The organism is Arthrobacter sp. 4R501 (genome assembly GCF_002929755.1).
GTDB lineage: Bacteria > Actinomycetota > Actinomycetes > Actinomycetales > Micrococcaceae > Arthrobacter.
Genome location: NZ_PJIW01000003.1, coordinates 192,223 through 212,856, shown reverse-complemented (window position 1 = coordinate 212,856; position 20,634 = coordinate 192,223). Strand labels below are relative to the sequence as shown.

Sequence of the window (20,634 nt, the reverse complement as noted above, 5' to 3'; positions counted from 1 at the left end):
CCAGTGGCACAGATCACTCTTGAGGACATCTTCGGCACGCTCCGGCGCCACCCGGATGTCGAAGCCCCGAACCTCCAGGCTTGGGACGCCACGGACCGGCTGCTGCTCGAAGCCGCCGCAGCGCGCACGGAACCGGGTACCCGGCTGGCCGTGATCGGCGACCGCTACGGTGCTCTCACCCTCGGTGCGCTTGGCACGCTGGGGGTCAGCCGGGTCCGTGTGCATGAGGATCTCATCACTGGGGAGCGCGCCCTGCGGAACAACGCTGCGGCTGTGGGGCTCGCAGCGGCGGATCCCGGAGCCATTGACGCCACCGGGTTCGAACAATTGCCGCTGGGGGAGGAGCTGCTGTCCGGCACGGAGCTGGTGCTGCTTCAACTGCCGCGGACGCTGGCGGAGCTTGAAGAAATCGCTGCCGCCGTGGCGCGTTATGCCGCCCCTGACGTGGTGCTGCTCGCCGGCGGGCGGACCAAACACATGTCCCTGGGAATGAACGCGGTCCTGGAACGCCACTTCGAGACGGTCCAGCCGCAGCTGGCGCGGCAGAAGTCCCGGATCATCCTGGCCAGCGGCGCCCGGCAAACTGAGACGCACGAGTGGAGTCCCGCCGTCGAACGCCTTGCCGAGCTGGACCTGGACGTTGCTGCGCACGGTGCCGTCTTTGCTGGAGCGAAACTGGACATCGGGACCAGGTTCCTCCTGACCTTCCTGCAGGAGATGCCTGAAGCCGGGCACGCCATCGATCTGGGCTGTGGCGCCGGCATCCTCGCCGCCATGTACGCCCGCCAGAACCCGGCATCAAGGGTCACGGCCACGGACCGGTCCGCCGCCGCCGTCGCGTCCGCCCGGGCCACGGCGCAGGCCAACGGCCTCGAAGACCGGATTACCGCCCTCCAGGATGACGCCATGAGCACGCTCCCGGCCGGAAGCGCCGACCTGGTCCTCCTGAATCCGCCCTTCCACCTGGGCGCCAGTGTGCATGCCGGGGCGGGCATCAAACTGTTCGAGGCGGCGGCCAGGGTCCTGGCGCCGGGCGGTGAGCTGTGGACGGTGTTCAACCGGCATCTGCAGTACCTCCCTGCGCTGGAGCGGCTGGTGGGTCCCACCACTGTGAGGGGCGGCAATCCAAAGTTCACGGTGGCGGTCAGCACCCGGCGGCGATAGGCGCGCCAGCACGGCAAGGTGGCGCCCCGGCCGCGGCGCGGCCCCACCTCCGGCTCTGGGCGTTGATCAGGAGGTAACGTACCATTCAGACATCATCATGAATACGCGGCCGAAAACCTAGGGGAGACCGTGCCAGAAATTCGCCAGTCCTCGGCGCCACGGCGCGGGACTAATCTTCCGCGCATGGGGGACTTCAACCTCACGGTCATCCTGGATGCCATCCGCCGGTCATCCGGGGGGCTCAGCCGCGTGGAGCTCGCCCAGATTGTGGGCCTCTCGCCGCAGACCATCTCCAACATCTCCCGCCGCCTGCTGGACCAGCACCTGATCGTCGAAGCGGGCAAAGAAGGCAGCGGCCCCGGCAAACCGCGCACCATGCTTCGCCTCAACCCGGGCGGAATGTATGCCATCGGCGTCCACCTGGACCCCGCCGTCACCACGTTCGTGGTCCTCGATCTTGTGGGCGCCGTAGTACAGCATTCACGGATTAGGACACCCGGCGGGAATAATCCTGCCGCCGTTATATCCACCATGGCCACCGAGATCGAGCAGCTCGTTGCCGAGTCCGGCGTGGACACCAGCCGGATCGCCGGCCTGGGCCTGGCCGCTCCGGGACCCATCGACCTGGACAACGGCACCGTGGTGGACCCGCCGCTGCTGCCGGGCTGGGACCGCGTGGAACTTAGGGACGCCCTGGCCAAAGCCACCGGCTATTCCGTCCTGGTGGATAAGGACGTCACCAGCGCCGCCGTCGCCGAGACATGGGCCGGCGGGCCCAGCGGCTCGGGCAGTTTCATCTTTATGTACATGGGCACCGGTATCGGCTGCGGCATCGTCCTCAACGATGAGGTGGTCCGTGGAACGTCAGGAAACGCCGGCGAGATCGGCCACATCGTGGTGGACCCCGATGGCCCGGTCTGCGACTGCGGACTGCGCGGCTGCGTTAAGTCCTCAGCCATCCCGCAGGTGCTCGTGGCGGAGGCCGTTGCCGCCGGCATCCTGGACGGCTCCGGAAAGCACACCAGCGGAGCCGAAGTGCAGCAGAGCTTCTCCCAGCTGTGCGACCTTGCCGATGCCGGCGACGCCAAGGCCCTGGCGATCATCGACAAGTCAGCCGTGCTGGTGGCCCGGGCCGTCTCCGTGGTCACCAACACGCTGGATGTGGAGCGGGTTGTGTTCGGCGGGCCCTTTTGGAGCCGGATCGCCGACCGCTACCTGGAGAAGATCCCGGCGCTGGTGGACGCCAACAGTGCGGCCCGCCTGATCCACACCATCGAGGTTGTCGGCACGGGAGTGGGTGAGGACGTCGGCGCCGTTGGAGCTGCCTGCCTGGTCCTGGAGCATACACTGGCGCCCCGGGCGCAGCGGCTTCTCCTGGAAGTCTGAACCGGACGTCTGACCGGGGTCTCCTTGCCACTGGCCGGAGCCCCGTCTAGCATGTGGATATCGCCGCGGCTGGGGCCCGCAGGTACAGGGGACGGCAGCCATTGACTGAATGGAGCACCAATGCGCCGGGCCCTCAAAATCACTTCACTCATCGCTGCAGCGGGCTTTGTGCTGACGGCGTGTTCCCCTGCAGCCCCCGAAGCGGAGACCAAAACGCTGAAGGTGGTCTATCAAAAGACCGATTCCTTCACTGCCCTGGACACGCTCTTCCAGTCGGCCAAGCAGGAGTTTGAGGCCGCCAACCAGGGCGTCACGGTTGCCCTGGAGCCCATCCAGGCGAACGACGACGACTACGGCACCAAGCTTGCCCTCGCTCTCCGGTCGCCCTCCACCGCCCCGGACGTCTTCTATGAGGACACCTTCAAGGTGCGTTCCGACGTCGACGCCGGGTACCTGCTGAAGCTGGACAGCCACCTTGAGGGGTGGAAGGACTGGGATACCTTTGATGCTGGCGCCAAGGCCGCTGGCCTGGGGGACGACGGCGGCACGTACGCGGTCCCGCTGGGCACCGACACGCGAGCTATCTGGTACAACAAAAAGGTGCTCACCGCCGCTGGCGTCAGCGTCCCGTGGGAGCCCCGCACGTGGCAGGACATCCTGGACACCGCCCGGAAAATCAAGGCCAGTGACGCATCCGTGGTGCCGTTCAACATGTACGCCGGCAAGGCCTCCGGCGAAGGCACCGTGATGCAAAGCTTCTACGAACTGCTCTATGGAACCGGGTCCGAACTATACGATGCCGACGCCAAGAAGTGGGTGGTCGGTTCCCCGGGGTTCGCGGATTCGTTGGGGTTCCTCAAGACCCTCTACGACGAAAAACTGGCCGTCTCCCCGGCGGAGGCCCTCGACGCCAATGTGTGGAAGAAGGTCTTCGGCGAATGGCTGCCGCAGGGCAAGATGGGCGCAACCGTGGAAGGCTCCTATTCGCCGTCGTTCTGGCAGAAGGGCGGCAGCTACGAGTGGGCCGAGTACGGGCAGGACATGGGCGTCACGGCGTTCCCCACCCAGACCGGTCAGGCACCCGGCGGCGTCAGCATGTCCGGCGGCTGGACCCTGGCGGTAGGGGCGGAGACCAAAAACCCCGACCTCGCGTTTGAGTTCCTCGCCACGGCCCTGAACCGGAAGAACTCCCTGGCCTTCAACATCGCCAGCTCCCAGATCGCCGTGCGGAAGGACGTCGCCGCCGACGCCGGCTACCAGGCGGCCAACCCGTTTGTGAAGGACGTGTCCGAGCTTGTGGCCGTCACGCACTACCGGCCGGCCACGGCCGACTACCCTCGGATCTCCGCGGCCGTCCAGGAGGCCACGGAGGCTGTGATTACCGGTGCGAAATCCCCGGAGCAGGCGGCCGCCGACTATGACACGGCGGTGAAGGGCATCGTGGGTGAGGCCAAGACCGTCGCCCAGTAGCCTGTGGCGGTTTCCCTCAGGAGTGACCGGTCCGGCAACCGGCGGCGTCACTCCGGACTCCGGCGCCAGGCACGGCTGCTCCCCGTACTCCCGGCAGTGGTTCTGCTGCTGGTGTTTTTGGCCGGTCCCGTGCTTTGGGCCTTCCACGCGTCATTCACCAATGCAGCCCTGACCGGCCGCAATGCCCGCAGTCCCGGTTGGATCGGGTTCGACAACTACGCCAGGCTCCTGTCCGATCCGGTGTTGCCGCTCTCGCTTGGCCTGACCGTCCTGTTCGTGGGCGGCTCTGCCATCCTGGGCCAGAACCTGCTCGGGCTCACCCTCGCGGTGCTGATGCGGCGGGCCCGCCGGACGGTGGCCGCCGTCGTCGGTACTGCGGTGGTGGCTGCGTGGGTGCTCCCCGAGATCGTGGCCGCCTTCGCCGCCTACGCCTATTTCAGCCGGGACGGGACCCTGAACCAGCTGCTGGGCGGGCTGGGGCTCGGGCAGACCGACTGGCTGTATTCGTTCCCGATGGTCGCCATCCTGCTTGCCAACATCTGGCGTGGCACGGCGTTCTCCATGCTCGTCTACCGCGCCGCGCTCAATGACATCCCCAGTGAGGTCACGGAGGCCGCGCTGATGGACGGTGCCGGTGGCTGGCAGCGGCTGGCCTTCATCACCATCCCCATCATCCGCGGCAGCATCGCCACCAACCTCATGCTCATCACCCTGCAGACGCTGGCGGTGTTCACCCTCATCTGGGTGATGACAGCGGGCGGTCCCGCCAACGCCAGCACCACGCTGCCGGTGCTGGCTTACCTGGAGGCCTTCAAGTTCGGCGACATCGGCTACGGCACGGCGGTGGCGTCGGTGCTGATCCTCATTGGCGTGGTGTTCGGTGCCGCCTACGTCCGGCTCCTGCGGGAGAGCAAACCATGACGACGACGGCGGGGACCTCCGCGCGGGGTCAGCTGCGGTCCGGGACGGGCGCGGTTTCCCATGCCCGGCAGCGTGCCCGGATACCGGCAGACGTGTCCCTGATCCTGATCGGCGCCTGCTTTGTCCTGCCGCTGCTCTGGCTCGTGTTTGCGTCCCTTGATGCCTCCGCCGGACACGAGGCAAGGCTCCCGGGCAGGGTCTCCCTGGATAACTTTGCCGCAATCATGACACCGGGGCTGCTGTTCCAGCCACTTTGGAACAGCCTGGTGCTGTCCGCCGGCACAGCGGCCGTGAACCTCGTGGCAGCAGTCCTGGCTGCCTACCCGCTGTCCCGCTACCAGTCCAGGTTCAACAAGCCGTTTATGTACACCGTCCTGTTTGGAACCTGCCTTCCCATCACGGCCATCATGGTGCCGGTGTACGGGTTGTTTGTGCAGCTTCAACTGCTGGATTCGATGCCCGCCACGATCTTTTTTATGGCCACCACCACGTTGCCCATGGCCATCTGGATGACTAAGAACTTTATGGACGCAGTCCCGGTGTCGTTGGAGGAAGCGGCCTGGGTGGACGGTGCGTCAGGACTAACGGCGCTGCGGACCATCGTCCTGCCCCTGATGCGGCAGGGGCTGGGCGTGGTGTTCATTTTTGTGTTCATCCAGGCATGGGGGAACTTCTTCGTCCCGTTCGTCTTGCTCCTGTCCGAAGCCCGGCAGCCAGCGGCGGTGTCGATCTTCAGCTTCTTCGGACAGCACGGCGCCGTGGCGTACGGCCAGCTGGCCGCCTTCTCCATCCTGTATTCAGTCCCGGTGCTGGCCCTGTACGTCATTGTGGCCAGGGGCGCGGGCAGTTCCTTTGCGCTCTCGGGTGCAGTGAAGGGCTAGTGATGCGCGGCTTGCGATGCCGGCCGGAACCTCAGTCGATGTCCTCGACCACCACGCCGAAGGGGATGCTGTCATCGAGGTGGGCCTGGTGGCCGGTGGGACCCGCGTTGTAGGTGACCCGGACACCATGGGATTTGTCGGCAGCGGACTGCTGCAGGACAGGCTTGACGGCAAGGATGAACCGCTCGCTCTTGTCGGCGAGAAACTCTTTGTAACTGGCTGGAAGCTCACTCATGGCAAAAGAATAGACCTGCAGAGCCGCGATGGGGAGGGGTCCCCATTGCGGCCGGACCGGGAGGTGTCTTGGATAGGATGGCGGACGGAGTGCAGCCGCGCGGCAGCACACCCGGGCCAACATCCGTAGACCACCAGCCATCAGGGGGAAATCCAATGCTTCAAACCAGTGCGCCCGCACGAATCGAACCGGCGGAACTGGCCCGCGCACAGCAGGTGGTGGCGAACATTTCCCGCAGCTTCGATGCCAAGGTAGTGGGCCAGGCACGGCTGCGTGAATCCCTGCTGGTGGGCCTGATGACCGGCGGGCACATCCTGCTGGAAAGCGTTCCGGGCCTGGCGAAGACCACCGCCGCCCAGACCGTGGCCGAAGCAGTCAGCGCAGAGTTCCGCCGGATCCAGTGCACGCCGGACCTGCTCCCCAGCGACATCGTGGGCACGCAGATCTACGACGCCGCCAAGGGCACCTTCATCACGCAACTGGGGCCGGTGCACGCCAACATCGTCCTGCTTGATGAGATCAACCGCTCCAGCGCCAAGACCCAAAGCGCCATGCTGGAGGCCATGCAGGAGCGGCAGACCTCCATCGGGGGAGAGGAGTACCGGCTGCCGTCCCCGTTTATGGTGCTGGCCACGCAGAACCCCATCGAACAGGAAGGCACGTACCAGCTGCCGGAGGCTCAGATGGACCGCTTTATGCTCAAGGACGTGCTGGACTACCCCACGCCGGCCGAGGAAACGGAAATTATCCGGCGGATCGACGCCGGAGTCTTCAGCGCCGAACAGAAGCCGGCGGCCGCCGCCTCGCTGGACGCCGTCATTAGTGTGCAGGAGCTGGTGAAGCGGATCTACATCGACCCGGCCGTCATCAACTACATCGTGGGCCTGGTGTTCGTCACCCGGAACGCCGGGCAGTACATCGACCAGCGGCTCGCCGGCTTCATCGAATTCGGCGCCAGCCCGCGCGCCAGCATTGCCTTCAGCCAGGCCGCCCGGGCAGTGGCACTGCTCAACGGCAGGGACCACGTGATCCCGGAGGACGTGAAGTCCCTCGCCCACCGTGTGCTCCGGCACCGCCTCATCCTGGGGTTCGACGCCGTTGCCGAGCAGGTGCCGGTGGAGACGATCATCGACGCGGTCGTGGCCTCCGTCCAGACTCCCTGAGCCAGCAGTGACCAGTCTCCTGCAGCGCGTGAAGGCGAAGATGGCAATCTTCGCCCACCGGAAAGCCCGCGGCATGCTCGACGGCGAATACGGTTCCGTCTTCCGCGGCCGCAGCCTCGACTTTGATGACCTGCGCGCCTACATCCCCGGGGACGATGTCCGCGACATCGACTGGAAGGCTTCCGCCCGGTTCGGATCGCCGCTCATCAAGCGGTATGTCGCCGTGCGGCGCCAGACCGTCGTGCTCATTGCCGATACTGGACGGGGCATGGCTGCCGAGTCCCGCGACGGCGAAACCAAGAAGGACATTGCCGTGATGGCACTCGGCGTGGTGGGCTATCTGGCGCACCGGCACGGCGACGTTGTGGGTTTGGTCTGCGGCGACCGCAACGGGACACGCTCCATCCCGGCCAAAGCCGGTGAGCCGCACCTGGAACGGCTCCTGCGCGAGGTTGACTCATCCACCTCCCTGGACTCTGGCCCCAGCAGGATCGAGGACCAGCTGGAATACGTGGCCCGCAATGTCAAGGGCAGGTTCCTGCTGTTTGTGGTGTCCGACGAACATGCCGCCGGCCCCGACACCGAACAGCTGCTCCGCCGGCTGCGTGCCCAGCATGAGGTCCTTTGGCTCACCATCCGGGACGCTGACTTGGCCGGGGAAGGAAACACCGACCAGGACGCCTTCAGCGTGGCAGACTCCTCGATGCTGCCAGCACACCTGGCAGCATCCCCGGCAATCGCGGCGGCCTATGCCAAGGCAACAGGGGAACGGGACGCGGCCCGGCACGCCATGCTCCGCCGCGCCGGCATTACCCAAGGCCACGTGACCGGCAGCAGCGCGGTCATGACGGAACTCTTCGCCCTCCTGGAAAGGCACCGGCGTGCAGGCTGAACCGGGCATCTACGGACCCCTCCAGTACAGCCAGGCGTGGCTGTGGACCGGACTCGCCCTACTGGCGGCGGTCCTGGGCTGGTACGCGTTCGTTTTCCTGAGCACGCGCAAACCGAAGGTGACGGAGCCTGCGCCCCGGTTCACTCCGCCGTCGGACCTTGCGGGCCTCAAGGAGGCCTACCTGCAAAGGATCGACGCCGTCACGGCAGACGCCGCCGCCGGGCTGCTGACCGCACGGGAGTCGCACCAGGAACTTAGCCTGCTGGTCCGCCGGTTCGCCCGCGACGTCACCGGCATTGACGCCCCCAGGATGACCCTTGCGGAGCTGCACGGGCACCCGCTGCCGCCAGTGGCCGAGGCCGTCCGCAAGATCTACCCGGGCGAGTTCGGCCTGGAACCGCTGCCGCCGGTCACGCAATCGGCCGCGACTGCCCGCCAGGCGGTGCGGCAATGGAACTGATGTTCTGGTGGCTGATCCCTCCGGCGTTGGTCATCGCGGCCCTGGCAGGATGGCGCGCCTTCCGCCCGGACCGCCACGCAAACGCTCGACGGCGGCCGGTGGCCAATGCGGACCGCCTCACCGCGCTGCCCGAATACCAGGCGGCCCTCCGCCGGCACCGCCTGTGGCTGGCCGTAGCCGCTCTCGCGGCCGCAACCCTGTTGGTCTCTGCGGTGGCTGCGGCGGCGCGTCCGGTGGAACTGACCACCATCCAGCAGGAGCAACGCAACCGGGACATCATGCTTTGCCTGGACACGTCGGGCTCCATGAGCAGCGCCGACGCGGCTGTGGTGCAGATGTTTGCCGAACTCGCGAAGGAGTTCGACGGCGAACGGATCGGCCTCACCGTGTTCGACAGCAGCGCCGTCCAGGTCTTCCCCCTCACCGACGACTACGGGTATGTCCAGGAACAACTCCAGCTGGCCCAAGACGCGTTCGAGGGAAGCCCCGGCAGCGCGGGGTTCCTGGACGGCACCTGGAACGGCCGTGGATCGTCACTGATCGGCGACGGCCTGGCATCCTGCGTCAACGGGTTCCCGGACACCGGCGCCGCGGATGCCCGCAGAGCGGAGACCGGCACTCCTGACGCCGGTCAGCGGCGCTCGCGGTCCATCATCCTGGCAACGGACAACTACCTGTCCGGCGATCCCATCTTCACCCTGGAACAGGCGGCCGCCCTGGCCAAGGAGCGCGCTGTGCGCGTTTACGCCCTGAACCCCGGCGACTTTGACTACGGACCCGGCCCCGGCCAGCCCGGAGCCAGGCTGCGCACAGCGGCCGAAGCCAGCGGCGGGGCGTACCACCAACTGGATAGCCCGGAGGCTGTGGCGGACATCGTCCGATCCGTGCAGGAAACCGAAGCCACCGCCATGAAGGGTGCGCCCCGGGCCGTGGTCTCGGACCGGCCCGATCTGGCCCTGACGCTGGCACTCCTGTCCGGCCTGGTACTGGCGGGCGCATCGTGGAGGCTCCGGCCATGACACTGCAACCGATCCTGCCCTGGTGGGTTATGGCCCCGCTCATCGCCGCGACCGTGCTGTTTCTGGTCTGGCGTCTCGTCCAAGCGTCGCGGGTGCACTTTGCCGGTACACGCCGCGACTGGCTGTTCAGGAGCGCCCTGGTGCTGCTGCTCCTGGCCGCTTCGCTCCGGCCGGGTGTTCCCGGCGGAAGCTCCCAGGCCGCGGCGGCGGATGTCAACGTCTTCTTTGTGGTGGACACCAGCAGCAGCATCGCTGCCGAAGACTACGGCGACGGCTCGCCCCGGCTGGACGGGGTGCGGCAGGACATCATGGCCATCGCGGGTGAACTGGCCGGAGCCCGCTTTTCGCTCCTGACGTTCGACAGCAACGCCATTGTCCGGATGCCCCTCACTACCGACGCCACCGCCCTGGACACCAGCGTGTCCGTCCTGCAGCCGCAGGTCACGGCATTTTCGAAGGGCAGCAGCGTCACCGCTGCCGGAACCTTGCTGGCGGAGCGGCTGCGCGCGGCGCGGGACAGTCATCCCGAACGGCCGCGCCTGGTCTACTACCTGGGCGACGGGGAACAGACCAGCGCCAAGGCGCCGGCGGCGATCAGGCTCGACGGCGGCCTGGTGGACGGCGGCGCGGTGCTCGGCTACGGCACGGCCGCCGGCGGCCGGATGAAGGAAAACACGGGGCAGGGTTCGGGGCAGGACGCCGGCGCAGGCTACATCCAGGACCGGACGTCCGGAACCGGCAAGGATGCTCTGTCGGTCATCGACGAACGCCGCCTGCAGGGGATTGCCGGTCAGCTGGGGGTGCCCTATGTCCACCGTTCGGCGGGAGACCCGGTGGCGCCGATGATGCAGGCAGCCGATCCCGGGGACTTTGAACGGGCAACGGCGAATGGTGGCGTCGCCGGCCGGACCGAGCTGTACTGGCTCCTCGCCGCCGGAGCGTTCCTGCTGGCTCTCCGCGAAGCCTTCCTGGTGTTCCGCCAATGGCGGCAGCTCCGGCCCGGAGCGGGAGTTCGAACATGATGCGGCCAACGCCTACGCCGGCACCCCAGGAACCGGCACGCCAGAAACCGGCACCCCAGGAACCGGCACCGCAGATACCGGCACCGCCGGTGACCTCGCGGGACCGGCGGGAGCGCCGCCGTCGGCTGTTATGGTGGTCTGCGCTGCCCGCACTCCTGGTCCTGTGCCTGGCCGCGAAGATGCTCAGCGTGGGCATCCTCGCCGACACTGCTGCCCGGTCCTTCGCGGCCGGGGACTCCGGCGGCGTGGCGGATGCTGCGGGCGGGCTGAGGACCGCCAATTTCATCGAACCGCACAAGGCGCCGTTCGCCGAGGGTGACGGCCTGTTCCTCGCCGGGGACTTCGCTGCCGCCCGCCAACGCTTCGAGGAAGCACTGTCCCTGGCGGGCCCGGCCGACGAGTGCGTCGTCCGGGTCAACCTGGCCCTCACCATCGAACGCCTCGGTGACGCCGAGGCCAAAACAGAAGACGCGAAGGCGGCGGCCCGGCTGTTCGCCGAAGGCGTTGCGGTGGTGGAGGGTGCTCCGGAGGGCTGCTTTGCCTCCGCCGCGGATGCCGCCGCTGATGCCAGCGCCGAATCCGGCGCGGGGGAGCAACTGAAACAGGCGGCGGAGCGGCTGCAGCAAAAGGCCGATGCGGCGGCTGCGGACAACACCACCCCGCAACCGCCGGAGGGGCCCGGGCAGGACGCGCTTCCGGCGGATCCGGGCCAGCAGAGCCAGCTTGAGCAGCTCAGGGACAGCGCCAAGGAAGCCCAAAGCGAGCGGAATTCCGGGCAGGAGCGGGACGAGTACCTCCGGGACGATGGCTCCGGGCCGGGTGTTGACCGCCCCTGGTAACAGGCCAGGGCAGCGGCGCGTCTGCAGTATGGCCCGATGAATCCGTTGACCAATATGGCGAAGAAAATTCTGCACCAATGCGAAACACGCCGTAAAGCTGCGTCTTAATTCGGCGGCGGACTTGAAGGGTGCCCCGCGGGCTCCTAGAGTTCTATACAAGTTACCGAGGTAACGTGTCAGCGATCCTCCGATTGTGGAGGGTGTGGGTGCCCCCATGTGGGCCTGACATTTGCTCACGGACAACTTCATTACAGGCGTAACAGTCGCGGCTGCGTCCCTGTGGAGTTTTCCGTGTTCCCAAACTCAAATTCATTCCCGGCTTCACCGTCACATTTGCTGACCGGTAGCCGGCAATGGCCCAAAGCCAAGGACGCAAATGTCACCGCCAAGCCTTATTGAAACGCATCCGAACCTCACCGAGACTGCCCCCGTGGCGCTCTCGTACGAGCTCTTCCCGCCCCGCTCGCCGGCCGCGGCCGAGTCGCTCTGGACCACCATCCGGGAACTGGAAACCACCGAGCCGGACTATGTCTCCGTCACTTACGGTGCCAGTGGCTCGAACCGGGACACCGCCGTCGAACTCATCAACAGGCTCCTCCTGGAAACCACGCTCCGGCCCCTCGCCCACCTCACCTGCGTGGGCAACACGCCGGAGGAACTGGCGGAGATCATCGGTGACCTCCTGGACACCGGTGTCCGGGGCATCCTGGCCCTCCGGGGCGACCAGCCCAAGGACGGTGCACCGCTCGCCGCAGGGTCACTGCGGTATGCGCAGGACCTGATCGAACTTATCCGGCGGGTTGAACAGCGGCGGTCGGCCCTGCTGTGTGCGGGCAAGATCGCCGTGGGCGTCGCCGCGTACCCCACCCGGCACCCGGAATCACCCAGTGAAGCCCACGACGTGGAGGTGCTGCTCGCCAAGCAGCGCTCCGGCGCCGACTTTGCCATCACGCAGGTCTTCTTCCATACCGAGCAGTACGCGAACCTCATCAGCCGCGCACGCCGGGCCGGGGTCACCATCCCCATCATCCCGGGCGTTATGCCGCTCACCAGCCTGCGCCGGGTCACACGGCTCGGCGAACTGACAGGCGTTGAGCCGGCACCGGAACTCCTGGCCCGGCTCGCCGCCGCGGACACTGATTCCGAACGCCTCCGGATCGGTGTCCGGGCCACGGTGGACCTGGCCAACGCGGCCCTCGAGGCCGGAGCGCCGGGCATCCACATCTACACCTTCAACGAACACCAGAGCGCGCTGGAGGTGCTGGACAAACTGGCACTTCCGCGCCAGTCCCGTTCAGCTGGCCGCCGCAGCGCCACCCTCCGGCGCCAGCTCGCCAGCTGACCTTCCAACATCCGCCAGACCATTCACAGTTTCCACTAACGCTCAAGGAATCTCCCATGACTGAACAGAACACCACCCCGTTCCCGGCCGCGTCACTCCTCGGCTACCCGCGCATCGGCCGCCGTCGCGAGCTCAAGAAGGCCATCGAAGCCTACTGGGCCGGCAAGATCGACGCCGCCGCACTGGACGCCGCCGCCAAGGGCATCCAGCTGACCATCGCCAAGCGCCTGCAGGAACTGGGCCTCACCGAAGCCGCCGCTGTTCCGGGCACGTTCTCCTACTACGACCAGGTCCTGGACGCCACCGCCCACCTCGGCGCTGTCCCGGCCCGCTTCGGCAAGCTCCTCAACGCCGAAGGCCAGCTCGACATCGACGGCTACTTCACCCTGGCCCGTGGCAACAAGGACCAGCAGCCGCTGGAAATGACCAAGTGGTTCGACACGAACTACCACTACCTCGTTCCGGAGATCGGCCCGGAGACCGGGTTCACCCTCGCCTCCAACCGCATCGTTGAGGAATTCGAGTTCGCCCTGGCCAACGGCATCGAGACCCGCCCGTACATCGTCGGCCCGGTCACCTACCTGCTGCTCTCCAAGGCTTCCGATGAAGCCCCCGCCGGCTTCGCCCCGCTGTCCCGCCTCGAAGACGTCCTGCCGGTCTACGTGCAGTTGCTCGAGAAGCTCGCCGCCGCAGGCGCCAGCTGGATCCAGCTTGACGAGCCCGCACTGGTGGTTGACCAGGACACCCCGGCCGCCGAAATCGAAGCAGCCGTTGCCCGCGCCTACGAAGTCCTCTCCGGTGCAACCAAGCGCCCGCAGATCCTCGTCTCCACCCCGTACGGCGCCCTCGACGGCCAGCTGGGCACGCTTGCCGCCACCAACATCGACGCCCTCCACATCGACGCCTTCAAGGGTGCGGTCCCGTCCGCAGCGGCCCTGGCCGGCCTTGGCAACAAGACCCTGGTTGCGGGCGTCGTTGACGGCCACAACATCTGGCGCAACGACCTGGCCGTCGCTGCCGCCAAGCTGGATGAACTGAAGGCCGCCGCCGGCCGGATCGCCGTCAGCACCTCAACCTCCACCCAGCACGTCCCGCACGACGTCACCGAAGAAGGCCAGCTCTCCGAGGAGCTGCGCAGCTGGCTCGCGTTCGCCGACCAGAAGGCCGTAGAGGTCAAGACGCTCGCGTCGTACCTGGCCGACCCGGCCTCCGCCAAGGCAGCCATCGACGAGGCATCCGCCATCATCGCAGCCCGCGCCATCGCCGAAGGCGTCCGCCGTGACGACGTCCGGGCCCGCACCGAGGCCCTGACCGCAGCGGACTTCAGCCGCTCCGCCTACACGGTCCGCGAAGCCGCCCAGGAAGAGGCCCTGCACCTTCCGCCGCTGCCCACCACCACCATCGGGTCCTTCCCGCAGACGTCCGAGATCCGCTCGGCGCGTGCCCGCAACAACAAGGGCGACCTCACCAACGAGCAGTACGAGCAGCTCATGAAGGACGAGATCAAGCGCGTCGTCGAGCTGCAGGAAGAGCTCGGCTACGACGTCCTGGTGCACGGCGAGCCCGAGCGCAACGACATGGTCCAGTACTTCGCCGAGAACCTCGAAGGTTTCGACGTCACGGTCCACGGCTGGGTCCAGTCCTACGGCTCACGCTGCACCCGTCCGTCCATCCTCTGGGGCGACGTAACCCGCAGCGCCCCCATCACGGTGGCCTGGGCCGAGTACGCCCAGTCGCTGACCAGCAAGCCCATGAAGGGCATGCTCACGGGTCCGGTCACCATCCTGGCCTGGTCGTTCGTCCGCGATGACCAGCCCCTGGGCGAGACCGCCAACCAGGTTGGCCTGGCCCTGCGCGACGAAATCGCGGACCTCGAGGCTGCAGGCATCAAGGTCATCCAGGTGGACGAGCCCGCGCTGCGCGAACTCCTGCCGCTGCGCAAGGCAGACCACGCCACCTACCTGAAGTGGTCAGTGGATTCCTTCCGCCTGGCCACCGCCGGTGCGGCCGACGCCACACAGATCCACACCCACCTGTGCTACTCGGAGTTCGGCGTGATCATCGACGCCATTGACGGCCTCGACGCCGACGTCACCTCCATCGAAGCGGCACGGTCCCGCATGGAGGTTGTCCACGACCTCGAGTCCCACGGCTTCGGCCGCGGCGTTGGCCCGGGCGTCTACGACATCCACTCCCCGCGTGTTCCGGGCGAAGCCGAGGTCACCGAGCTCCTGGCCACCGCCGTCAAGCACGTCCCGTCACGCCAGCTCTGGGTCAACCCGGACTGCGGCCTCAAGACCCGCGGCTACGCCGAGACCGAAGAGTCCCTGCGCAACCTGGTCAAGGCCACCAAGACGGTCCGCGCCGGCCTGCTGGAGTCCGCGAAGTAACAACACCGGTGGTTGAGCTTGTCGAAACCTGGATCTCGACAAGCTCGATCACCGGATTGCGAACGGGCGGCCGGTCACCGAAAGGTGACCGGCCGCCGTCGTGCGTTAAGGGTTCAGGACTCCCAGAGGATTTCGTCGTCCACAACGCCGTCTTCGTCGGCGGCGACCACCAGGACCTCGTCCGTAAAGTGTGAGCCCAGAGTGAAGTCCATGACAAAGTAGCGCTCGGGCTGGCCGGGGAAAATGCCCACGTGGCCGAGTTTGAGGGCTTTGAGGAAGACGTCGTTGGTGAGCTGGCTGCGTTCCTCCACGCCGAAGACTTTCTGCAGGTGCTCGTCCTTGAGGGCGCTGCAGTGGAAGTGGAGGTATTCCTGGGGGCTGGTGCCTTCCTGCTCCAGCTCGTCGGCGATCATCTGCCGCACCTCATCCACCAGCTCGGGGAGGAACCGCAGCCGGTAGTCCACCTTGTGCATGGCGGCTTCGTCAAAGTGGTCGTGTGCGTTGATGTTCAGGTCAAGTTCCAGTACCTGGCCACCCAGCTCATGTTTGGCGGCGATGTTGTGATCCCTGCCGTGGTTGAGCTCGATTTCTCCAAAGTGCTGGCTCGCTACCCTGTTCATACCTTCAACATAGACCCCAAGTGCCGCGCTTTCCAGCATTCCGGGCTAATTGCCTGAGGGCCCCGCAGCGGCCATCGTCTCGGCGAGCAGGTCCACAAACAGCTGCACCCGGGCGGTCTTCTTCTCGTTGATGAGCAGGGCAAACACGTTCCGGGCCAGCCGGATTTCGGGAACGTCCAGCACTACAACGCCGGCCGGCCGGTTCCGCAAGGCGAGCTCGGGCACCAGCGCAGCGCCCAGTCCGGCGGCCGCCATTTCGAGGCTGGCATGGAAGTCGTCGCTGTGGGCTACCACGCGCGGATGCAGGTTGCAGCTGGCAAAGAGCCGCTCGATCACGACGGCGTCGGGGCTCCCGGGGTGGTGCATGATCCAGGGCAGCTCGGACAGATGGTCCGCCGCCACCTTGGCGTCGGTGCGGAACCCCCAGCCCGCGGGCAGCACCACGCGGAAGTTGTCGTCGCCGATCCATTGCCGGTTGATGGTGTGCGGCCACGCGAGCCCCGACTGGCCCACCTGGAAGACCAACGCCACATCGAGCTCTCCGCCGGTGCGCAGTCCCTGGATGGTCTGGGCCGGCTCGGCCACCGACACTTTGAGGTCGATGCCCAGGTCCTTCCAGGCCGGATTCTTCAGGATGCGCGGGAGGACGTAGGTGGCCAGGCTGGGGAAGATTCCCAGCCGCAGCTCCTGGCTGGTGCTGCTGTGTGTCTTGGAGGCCGCCGCCATCAGGGCTTCGATGTCCGTCAGGACCTTCGCGGCGTGCCGGGTCATCACCATTGCCGCTTCCGTGGGGACCACGCTGCGGGCCGAGCGCTGGAACAGGTCCACGCCCGTCTCGCGTTCCAGGGCGGACATCTGCTGCGAAACTGCCGACGCCGTGTACCCCAGGCGCGCCGCTGCGGCCGCGAACGAGCCCAGCCGGGTAACTTCGAGGAGAGTCTTCAGATGAACGGGATTTACCAACGCTGTCCTTCGGTCAGGGCCGCCTGGGTTCCGCGTTGTGCCGGTTCTGGAAGGCCCGCTTCATTCTGGCACAAAGAATTACTTCAAACTCAGTCATCCACCGGCCACACGGCGTCGAACTGCCCCTAGAGAGTTTGCACCGAGCAAGCGCACATGTAGTCCGAGCAGGGGAGCAGAACAGTGTCTTTGGCAGGGAACTCGACCTTCAAGCCGCAGGGACGGCGCATAGCCGTCGTGGGCAGCGGAGTGGCTGGCCTGACAGCCGCGTATGTCCTGAACCGGCACGACAACGTTACCCTTTTCGAGGCGGACAGCAGGTTGGGCGGCCACGCCCACACCCACAACGTCGCCCAGCCGGATGGTTCCGCCCTCGGCATCGATACCGGCTTTATCGTCCACAACGAGCGGACCTATCCCACCCTGCTGCGGCTGTTCGCCGAGCTGGGCGTGGAGACGCAGGACTCCGAAATGAGTATGTCCGTCCGCTGTGACGGCTGCGGCTTGGAGTACGCCGGGGCCCGTGGGGGCGGCCGCGGGATCATCGCCCGTCCGTCCAGCCTGCTGCGCGGACGCTACCTGCTGATGCTGCTGGAGGTCATGCGCTTCTACCGCAGGGCCCGCGCTCTGATTGAGTCGGTTCCCGCGTCCGACGCCGGCCCTGGTGCGGGCGGCGCGGAGCTGACCCTCGGTGACTTTCTGGCAAAGGAACGCTTCAGCAAGTACTTCATCTCCCATTTCATGACGCCGGTGGTCAGCGCCGTCTGGTCATGCGATCCCACCACGGCACTGTCCTATCCGGCGCGATACCTCTTCACGTTTTTGGGCCACCACGGCATGCTGGGTATCAAGGGTTCGCCGCAGTGGCGGACGGTCACCGGCGGTTCGGGGCAGTACGTGGAGAAGTTGGCCGCCACGCTCCCGGACATCAGGCTTAGCAGTCCGGTCACCGCTATCCGGCGCCACGCCCTCGGCGTGGAAGTGGACACCGATCACGGAGTCGAGGATTTTGAGGCCGTGGTCATTGCCACGCACCCGGCCCAGGTCCTGGGCTTCCTCGCGGACGCCACACCGGCCGAAAAGGAAGCCCTGGGGCAGATGCCGTACTCCGTGAACCACACCGTTTTCCACCGGGACCCGGCCGTCCTGCCCGCCGCGGACAATGCCAGGGCGTCCTGGAACTACCGTCTCCCGGACTGCGAAGCCCGCCCGGACAAGGTCCTGGTCAGCTACGACCTCACCCGGCTGCAGCGCCTGGAGCCGGCCGATGGCCTGCCGTACCTGGTGAGCCTGGGGGAGTCCGAGCTCATCGCGGAGGGCCGGGTGCTGGAACACTTGGTCTACGAGCACCCCCAGTACACCCCCGAATCACTGCGGGCACAGCAGCGCATTGCGGCCCTGAGTGATGACCGCATCGCCTACGCCGGCGCCTACCTGGGCTGGGGGTTCCATGAGGACGGCGCCCTGGCCGGTGTCCGTGCCGCCGCGAGCCTGGGACGCACCTGGAATACGCCCGGGGTGTCGACCGAGCCTGAACTGCTTTCTGCCTCGGAGGGCGCATGAGCTCAACCGCAGCCATCTACCGCACGTCCATTTCCCACGTGCGCCAGAGCCCGCTGAAGAATACGTTCACCTACCGGAGCTACAGCTGGTTTGTGGACGTGGACCGGCTCCCCGTTCTGCCCCGGCTCATGCGGCCGCTGGCTGTCTTCCGGGCCGCCGACCACCTGGGCGATCCCGACGCCACCATCCGCAGCAACGTGGAACGGTTCCTGCGGACGCAGGGGATGGAGCCCGACGGCGGCCCCATCCGGATGCTGACCAGCGCCCGGGTTTTCGGCCACGTCTTCAACCCCCTCACCCTCTTCTGGTGCTATCGGATGTCCGGGGAGCTGCACTGTGTCATCGCCGAGGTCCACAACACCTACGGCGAACGCCACTGCTACCTCCTGGAAACGGATCCTTTCGGCCGGGCCAGCGTGCCCAAGGCCTTCTACGTGTCTCCGTTCAACGACGTTGACGGGCAGTACCGGATGAAGCTGCCCGCACCGGAGCAACGGCTGTCCGTCGCTATCGTTCTGGAGCGGGAAGGTCAACGGCCCTTCGCCGCAACCATGGACGGGGACCGGCGCCCAGCCACCGTCAGGAACATCCTGGCAGCGGCAATTTCCGTCCCGGCCGCGCCGCTGCTGGTATCGGCGCTGATCCGGATTCAGGGCATCAAACTCTGGGCACGACGCCTGCCAGTCATCAAAAGACCACATCACCCCTCACAGGAGGCAGTCCAATGACCATGACCGATGAGAACGGAACAGCCGCGACTGCGGAGGTCTCCGCCGCGAAGTCAGCCGCACGGCACCCCGTGACGGAACGGACCGCTGCCGGGGTACCGGCGTCGCCGGCCACCATCGATCCGGACGTGTGGCCCGGTGTTGCCCATGCGCCGTCGGGCACTAAAGCGCTGGTGGCGGGCAAGGCCGCCGGCATGCTGTTCAAGGCGGCCGTACGCCGGCTGCCCCTGCGCGTTGCCTACCCGGACGGTTCATTGCTGGGGACCGGCGGCCCGGACGCGCCGGTGATGACCATGCTCAGGCCGGCAGCGTTCGAACTGCGGATCGGAGACAACGGCCTGATCGGGCTCGGCGAGTCCTTTATGGCGGGGGACTGGGAAGCATCAGACCTCGCCGGGGTGCTGGAGGTCTTCGCCGCGTCCGTGGACACGCTGATCCCCGCACCGCTGCAGAAGCTGCGGACCCTGTACCTGCCGCGGACGCCGCGGCAGGAACGCAATGAAGAGCACAACGCGCGCAGCAACATCTCGCGGCACTACGACCTCTCCAACGAACTCTTCTCCCACTTCCTGGACACCACCATGAGCTACTCCTCAGCGCTCTTCCCGCTGAGCGACGGTGCACTGGATTCGGTCCCGTGGGACGCGTTGGCGGAGGCACAGCAGGCCAAGATCGACAGGCTGCTGGACAAGGCCGGCGTCGGATCAGGCACCCGGCTGCTGGAGATCGGCACCGGCTGGGGTGAACTTGCCCTCCGGGCAGCAGCCCGGGGTGCCACTGTCTACAGCGTGACGCTCTCCAGTGAGCAGCGGGCGCTGGCGCAGGAACGGATTGCAGCCGCCGGCTACGCAGAGCAGGTGACAGTGGCGCTGCAGGACTACCGGGCGGTGGAGGGTGAGTTCGACTCCATTGTGTCCGTGGAAATGATCGAGGCGGTTGGCTATGAGTACTGGCCCATCTACTTCCAGACCATCGACCGCGTGCTGGCCCCGGGCGGGAAGGTGGCCATCCAGGCCATCACCATGCCGCACGGCCGTATGCTGGCCACGCGCAACGCGTACACGTGGGTGCACAAGTACATCTTCCCCGGCGGGTTCCTGCCGTCCGTGCGGGCCATCGAAAGCGTGACCCAGCAGCACACCACACTGCGGGTGCGGGAGCGGATGGGCTTGGGCGATCACTACGCCGCGACCCTCCGCCTCTGGGAGGAGCAGTTCATCGCGCGCTCGCAGGAGGTGGGCGAGCTGGGGTTCGACGCCGTTTTCCAACGGATGTGGCTGTTCTACCTCTGCTACTCGCGGGCGGGTTTCCAGTCCGGCTACCTGGACGTGCAGCAGATTGTCCTGGACCGCCGGGAGGCTCAGCTGTAGCTGGTAAGGTTCATCACGTCGCAGGGGTCCTGAAGGTTTCTTCAGGGCCCCTTTTGCGTGCCCGGCACTGGATGTAGTGGTCCGATTACCAGGCGCGACACGCCGTCCAGCGTGCGACACGCTGGGCGTTAATTGTGGCTAAGTACTCCACAGGGTGTGGATTTCGTCCGCAAAAATGGCGGGATTCCGGACATTTTGAGGGCGCTTGC

19 protein-coding genes are annotated in these 20,634 nt (G+C 66.7%); 16 read left to right on the top strand and 3 right to left on the bottom strand.

Annotated features, from left to right (window positions below; translation table 11 throughout):
* The first annotated feature begins 3 nt into the window (after positions 1 to 3).
* From CXR02_RS03980 to CXR02_RS03960, 5 genes are all read left to right on the top strand, one after another.
* A complete protein-coding gene (locus CXR02_RS03980) occupies positions 4 to 1,164 on the top strand; it encodes a methyltransferase (protein ID WP_258060756.1) in 1,161 nt (386 codons plus the stop codon).
* 183 nt (positions 1,165 to 1,347) lie between these two features.
* On the top strand, positions 1,348 to 2,550 hold the full coding sequence (locus CXR02_RS03975; RefSeq protein WP_104060820.1) for an ROK family transcriptional regulator: 1,203 nt from the start codon (positions 1,348 to 1,350) through the stop codon (positions 2,548 to 2,550).
* 120 nt (positions 2,551 to 2,670) lie between these two features.
* Positions 2,671 to 4,020, top strand: a complete 1,350-nt coding sequence (locus tag CXR02_RS03970; RefSeq protein WP_104060819.1) for an extracellular solute-binding protein — start codon at positions 2,671 to 2,673, stop codon at positions 4,018 to 4,020.
* 3 nt (positions 4,021 to 4,023) lie between these two features.
* The gene (locus CXR02_RS03965; RefSeq protein WP_104060818.1) at positions 4,024 to 4,941 is read left to right on the top strand and encodes a carbohydrate ABC transporter permease; all 918 of its coding nucleotides are present in this window, start codon (positions 4,024 to 4,026) and stop codon (positions 4,939 to 4,941) included.
* Positions 4,938 to 5,822: a carbohydrate ABC transporter permease gene (locus CXR02_RS03960; protein WP_104060817.1), complete on the top strand. Its 885-nt coding sequence runs from the start codon at positions 4,938 to 4,940 to the stop codon at positions 5,820 to 5,822. The genes CXR02_RS03965 and CXR02_RS03960 overlap by 4 nt, the downstream gene beginning before the upstream one ends.
* A gap of 31 nt (positions 5,823 to 5,853) precedes the next feature.
* On the opposite strand, the gene CXR02_RS03955 is transcribed toward CXR02_RS03960, so the two are convergent.
* The gene (locus CXR02_RS03955; protein ID WP_056341538.1) at positions 5,854 to 6,057 is read right to left on the bottom strand and encodes a hypothetical protein; all 204 of its coding nucleotides are present in this window, start codon (positions 6,055 to 6,057) and stop codon (positions 5,854 to 5,856) included.
* Positions 6,058 to 6,212: 155 nt separating this feature from the next.
* Between CXR02_RS03955 and CXR02_RS03950 the strand changes: the two genes are divergently transcribed.
* The 8 genes from CXR02_RS03950 to metE all read left to right on the top strand — a co-directional run bounded on the left by CXR02_RS03950 (position 6,213) and on the right by metE (position 15,184).
* On the top strand, positions 6,213 to 7,220 hold the full coding sequence (locus CXR02_RS03950) for a MoxR family ATPase (RefSeq protein ID WP_104060816.1): 1,008 nt from the start codon (positions 6,213 to 6,215) through the stop codon (positions 7,218 to 7,220).
* A gap of 7 nt (positions 7,221 to 7,227) precedes the next feature.
* Positions 7,228 to 8,112 carry a DUF58 domain-containing protein gene (locus CXR02_RS03945; protein ID WP_104060815.1) on the top strand — a complete coding sequence of 295 codons (885 nt, stop codon included), beginning with the start codon at positions 7,228 to 7,230 and terminating at the stop codon, positions 8,110 to 8,112.
* Positions 8,102 to 8,572 carry a hypothetical protein gene (locus tag CXR02_RS03940; RefSeq protein ID WP_104060814.1) on the top strand — a complete coding sequence of 157 codons (471 nt, stop codon included), beginning with the start codon at positions 8,102 to 8,104 and terminating at the stop codon, positions 8,570 to 8,572. Before CXR02_RS03945 ends, CXR02_RS03940 begins: the two co-directional genes overlap by 11 nt.
* The gene (locus CXR02_RS03935; RefSeq protein ID WP_104060813.1) at positions 8,563 to 9,591 is read left to right on the top strand and encodes a VWA domain-containing protein; all 1,029 of its coding nucleotides are present in this window, start codon (positions 8,563 to 8,565) and stop codon (positions 9,589 to 9,591) included. The genes CXR02_RS03940 and CXR02_RS03935 overlap by 10 nt, the downstream gene beginning before the upstream one ends.
* The gene (locus tag CXR02_RS03930) at positions 9,588 to 10,613 is read left to right on the top strand and encodes a VWA domain-containing protein (RefSeq protein WP_104060812.1); all 1,026 of its coding nucleotides are present in this window, start codon (positions 9,588 to 9,590) and stop codon (positions 10,611 to 10,613) included. Before CXR02_RS03935 ends, CXR02_RS03930 begins: the two co-directional genes overlap by 4 nt.
* On the top strand, positions 10,610 to 11,452 hold the full coding sequence (locus CXR02_RS03925; RefSeq protein ID WP_258060753.1) for a hypothetical protein: 843 nt from the start codon (positions 10,610 to 10,612) through the stop codon (positions 11,450 to 11,452). The genes CXR02_RS03930 and CXR02_RS03925 overlap by 4 nt, the downstream gene beginning before the upstream one ends.
* Positions 11,453 to 11,828: 376 nt before the next feature.
* A complete protein-coding gene (locus tag CXR02_RS03920) occupies positions 11,829 to 12,794 on the top strand; it encodes a methylenetetrahydrofolate reductase (RefSeq protein ID WP_104060810.1) in 966 nt (321 codons plus the stop codon).
* A 56-nt stretch (positions 12,795 to 12,850) separates the two neighbouring features.
* Positions 12,851 to 15,184, top strand: coding sequence for a 5-methyltetrahydropteroyltriglutamate--homocysteine S-methyltransferase (gene metE / locus CXR02_RS03915; protein ID WP_104060809.1), 2,334 nt, complete (start codon positions 12,851 to 12,853; stop codon positions 15,182 to 15,184).
* A 113-nt stretch (positions 15,185 to 15,297) separates the two neighbouring features.
* Here metE and CXR02_RS03910 read toward each other — a convergent pair whose 3' ends face one another.
* Positions 15,298 to 15,804, bottom strand: a complete 507-nt coding sequence (locus tag CXR02_RS03910) for a DUF2004 domain-containing protein (RefSeq protein WP_104060889.1) — start codon at positions 15,802 to 15,804, stop codon at positions 15,298 to 15,300.
* Positions 15,805 to 15,849: 45 nt separating this feature from the next.
* Positions 15,850 to 16,767: a LysR family transcriptional regulator gene (locus CXR02_RS03905; RefSeq protein WP_104060808.1), complete on the bottom strand. Its 918-nt coding sequence runs from the start codon at positions 16,765 to 16,767 to the stop codon at positions 15,850 to 15,852.
* 180 nt (positions 16,768 to 16,947) lie between these two features.
* Between CXR02_RS03905 and CXR02_RS03900 the strand changes: the two genes are divergently transcribed.
* Genes CXR02_RS03900 through CXR02_RS03890 form a run of 3 tightly spaced genes read left to right on the top strand, consistent with a single transcriptional unit; the run spans position 16,948 to position 20,425 of the window.
* Complete coding sequence (locus CXR02_RS03900) at positions 16,948 to 18,327, top strand: NAD(P)/FAD-dependent oxidoreductase (RefSeq protein WP_258060752.1); 1,380 nt, start codon at positions 16,948 to 16,950, stop codon at positions 18,325 to 18,327.
* Positions 18,324 to 19,055 (top strand): DUF1365 domain-containing protein, encoded by a 732-nt coding sequence (locus tag CXR02_RS03895; RefSeq protein WP_104060806.1) that lies wholly within the window; start codon positions 18,324 to 18,326, stop codon positions 19,053 to 19,055. The genes CXR02_RS03900 and CXR02_RS03895 overlap by 4 nt, the downstream gene beginning before the upstream one ends.
* A complete protein-coding gene (locus CXR02_RS03890; protein ID WP_104060805.1) occupies positions 19,052 to 20,425 on the top strand; it encodes a class I SAM-dependent methyltransferase in 1,374 nt (457 codons plus the stop codon). Before CXR02_RS03895 ends, CXR02_RS03890 begins: the two co-directional genes overlap by 4 nt.
* The last annotated feature ends 209 nt before the right edge of the window (positions 20,426 to 20,634 follow it).

Excerpts from the sequence above, each read along its gene's own strand:
- CXR02_RS03975 (WP_104060820.1), top strand. The coding sequence starts at position 1,348 with ATGGGGGACTTCAACCTCACGGTCATCCTGGATGCCATCCGCCGGTCA.
- CXR02_RS03970 (WP_104060819.1), top strand. The coding sequence starts at position 2,671 with ATGCGCCGGGCCCTCAAAATCACTTCACTCATCGCTGCAGCGGGCTTT.
- CXR02_RS03960 (WP_104060817.1), top strand. The coding sequence starts at position 4,938 with ATGACGACGACGGCGGGGACCTCCGCGCGGGGTCAGCTGCGGTCCGGG.
- CXR02_RS03955 (WP_056341538.1), bottom strand. The coding sequence starts at position 6,057 with ATGAGTGAGCTTCCAGCCAGTTACAAAGAGTTTCTCGCCGACAAGAGC.
- CXR02_RS03950 (WP_104060816.1), top strand. The coding sequence starts at position 6,213 with ATGCTTCAAACCAGTGCGCCCGCACGAATCGAACCGGCGGAACTGGCC.
- CXR02_RS03935 (WP_104060813.1), top strand. The coding sequence starts at position 8,563 with ATGGAACTGATGTTCTGGTGGCTGATCCCTCCGGCGTTGGTCATCGCG.
- CXR02_RS03930 (WP_104060812.1), top strand. The coding sequence starts at position 9,588 with ATGACACTGCAACCGATCCTGCCCTGGTGGGTTATGGCCCCGCTCATC.
- CXR02_RS03925 (WP_258060753.1), top strand. The coding sequence starts at position 10,610 with ATGATGCGGCCAACGCCTACGCCGGCACCCCAGGAACCGGCACGCCAG.
- CXR02_RS03920 (WP_104060810.1), top strand. The coding sequence starts at position 11,829 with ATGTCACCGCCAAGCCTTATTGAAACGCATCCGAACCTCACCGAGACT.
- metE (WP_104060809.1), top strand. The coding sequence starts at position 12,851 with ATGACTGAACAGAACACCACCCCGTTCCCGGCCGCGTCACTCCTCGGC.
- CXR02_RS03910 (WP_104060889.1), bottom strand. The coding sequence starts at position 15,804 with ATGAACAGGGTAGCGAGCCAGCACTTTGGAGAAATCGAGCTCAACCAC.
- CXR02_RS03895 (WP_104060806.1), top strand. The coding sequence starts at position 18,324 with ATGAGCTCAACCGCAGCCATCTACCGCACGTCCATTTCCCACGTGCGC.
- CXR02_RS03890 (WP_104060805.1), top strand. The coding sequence starts at position 19,052 with ATGACCATGACCGATGAGAACGGAACAGCCGCGACTGCGGAGGTCTCC.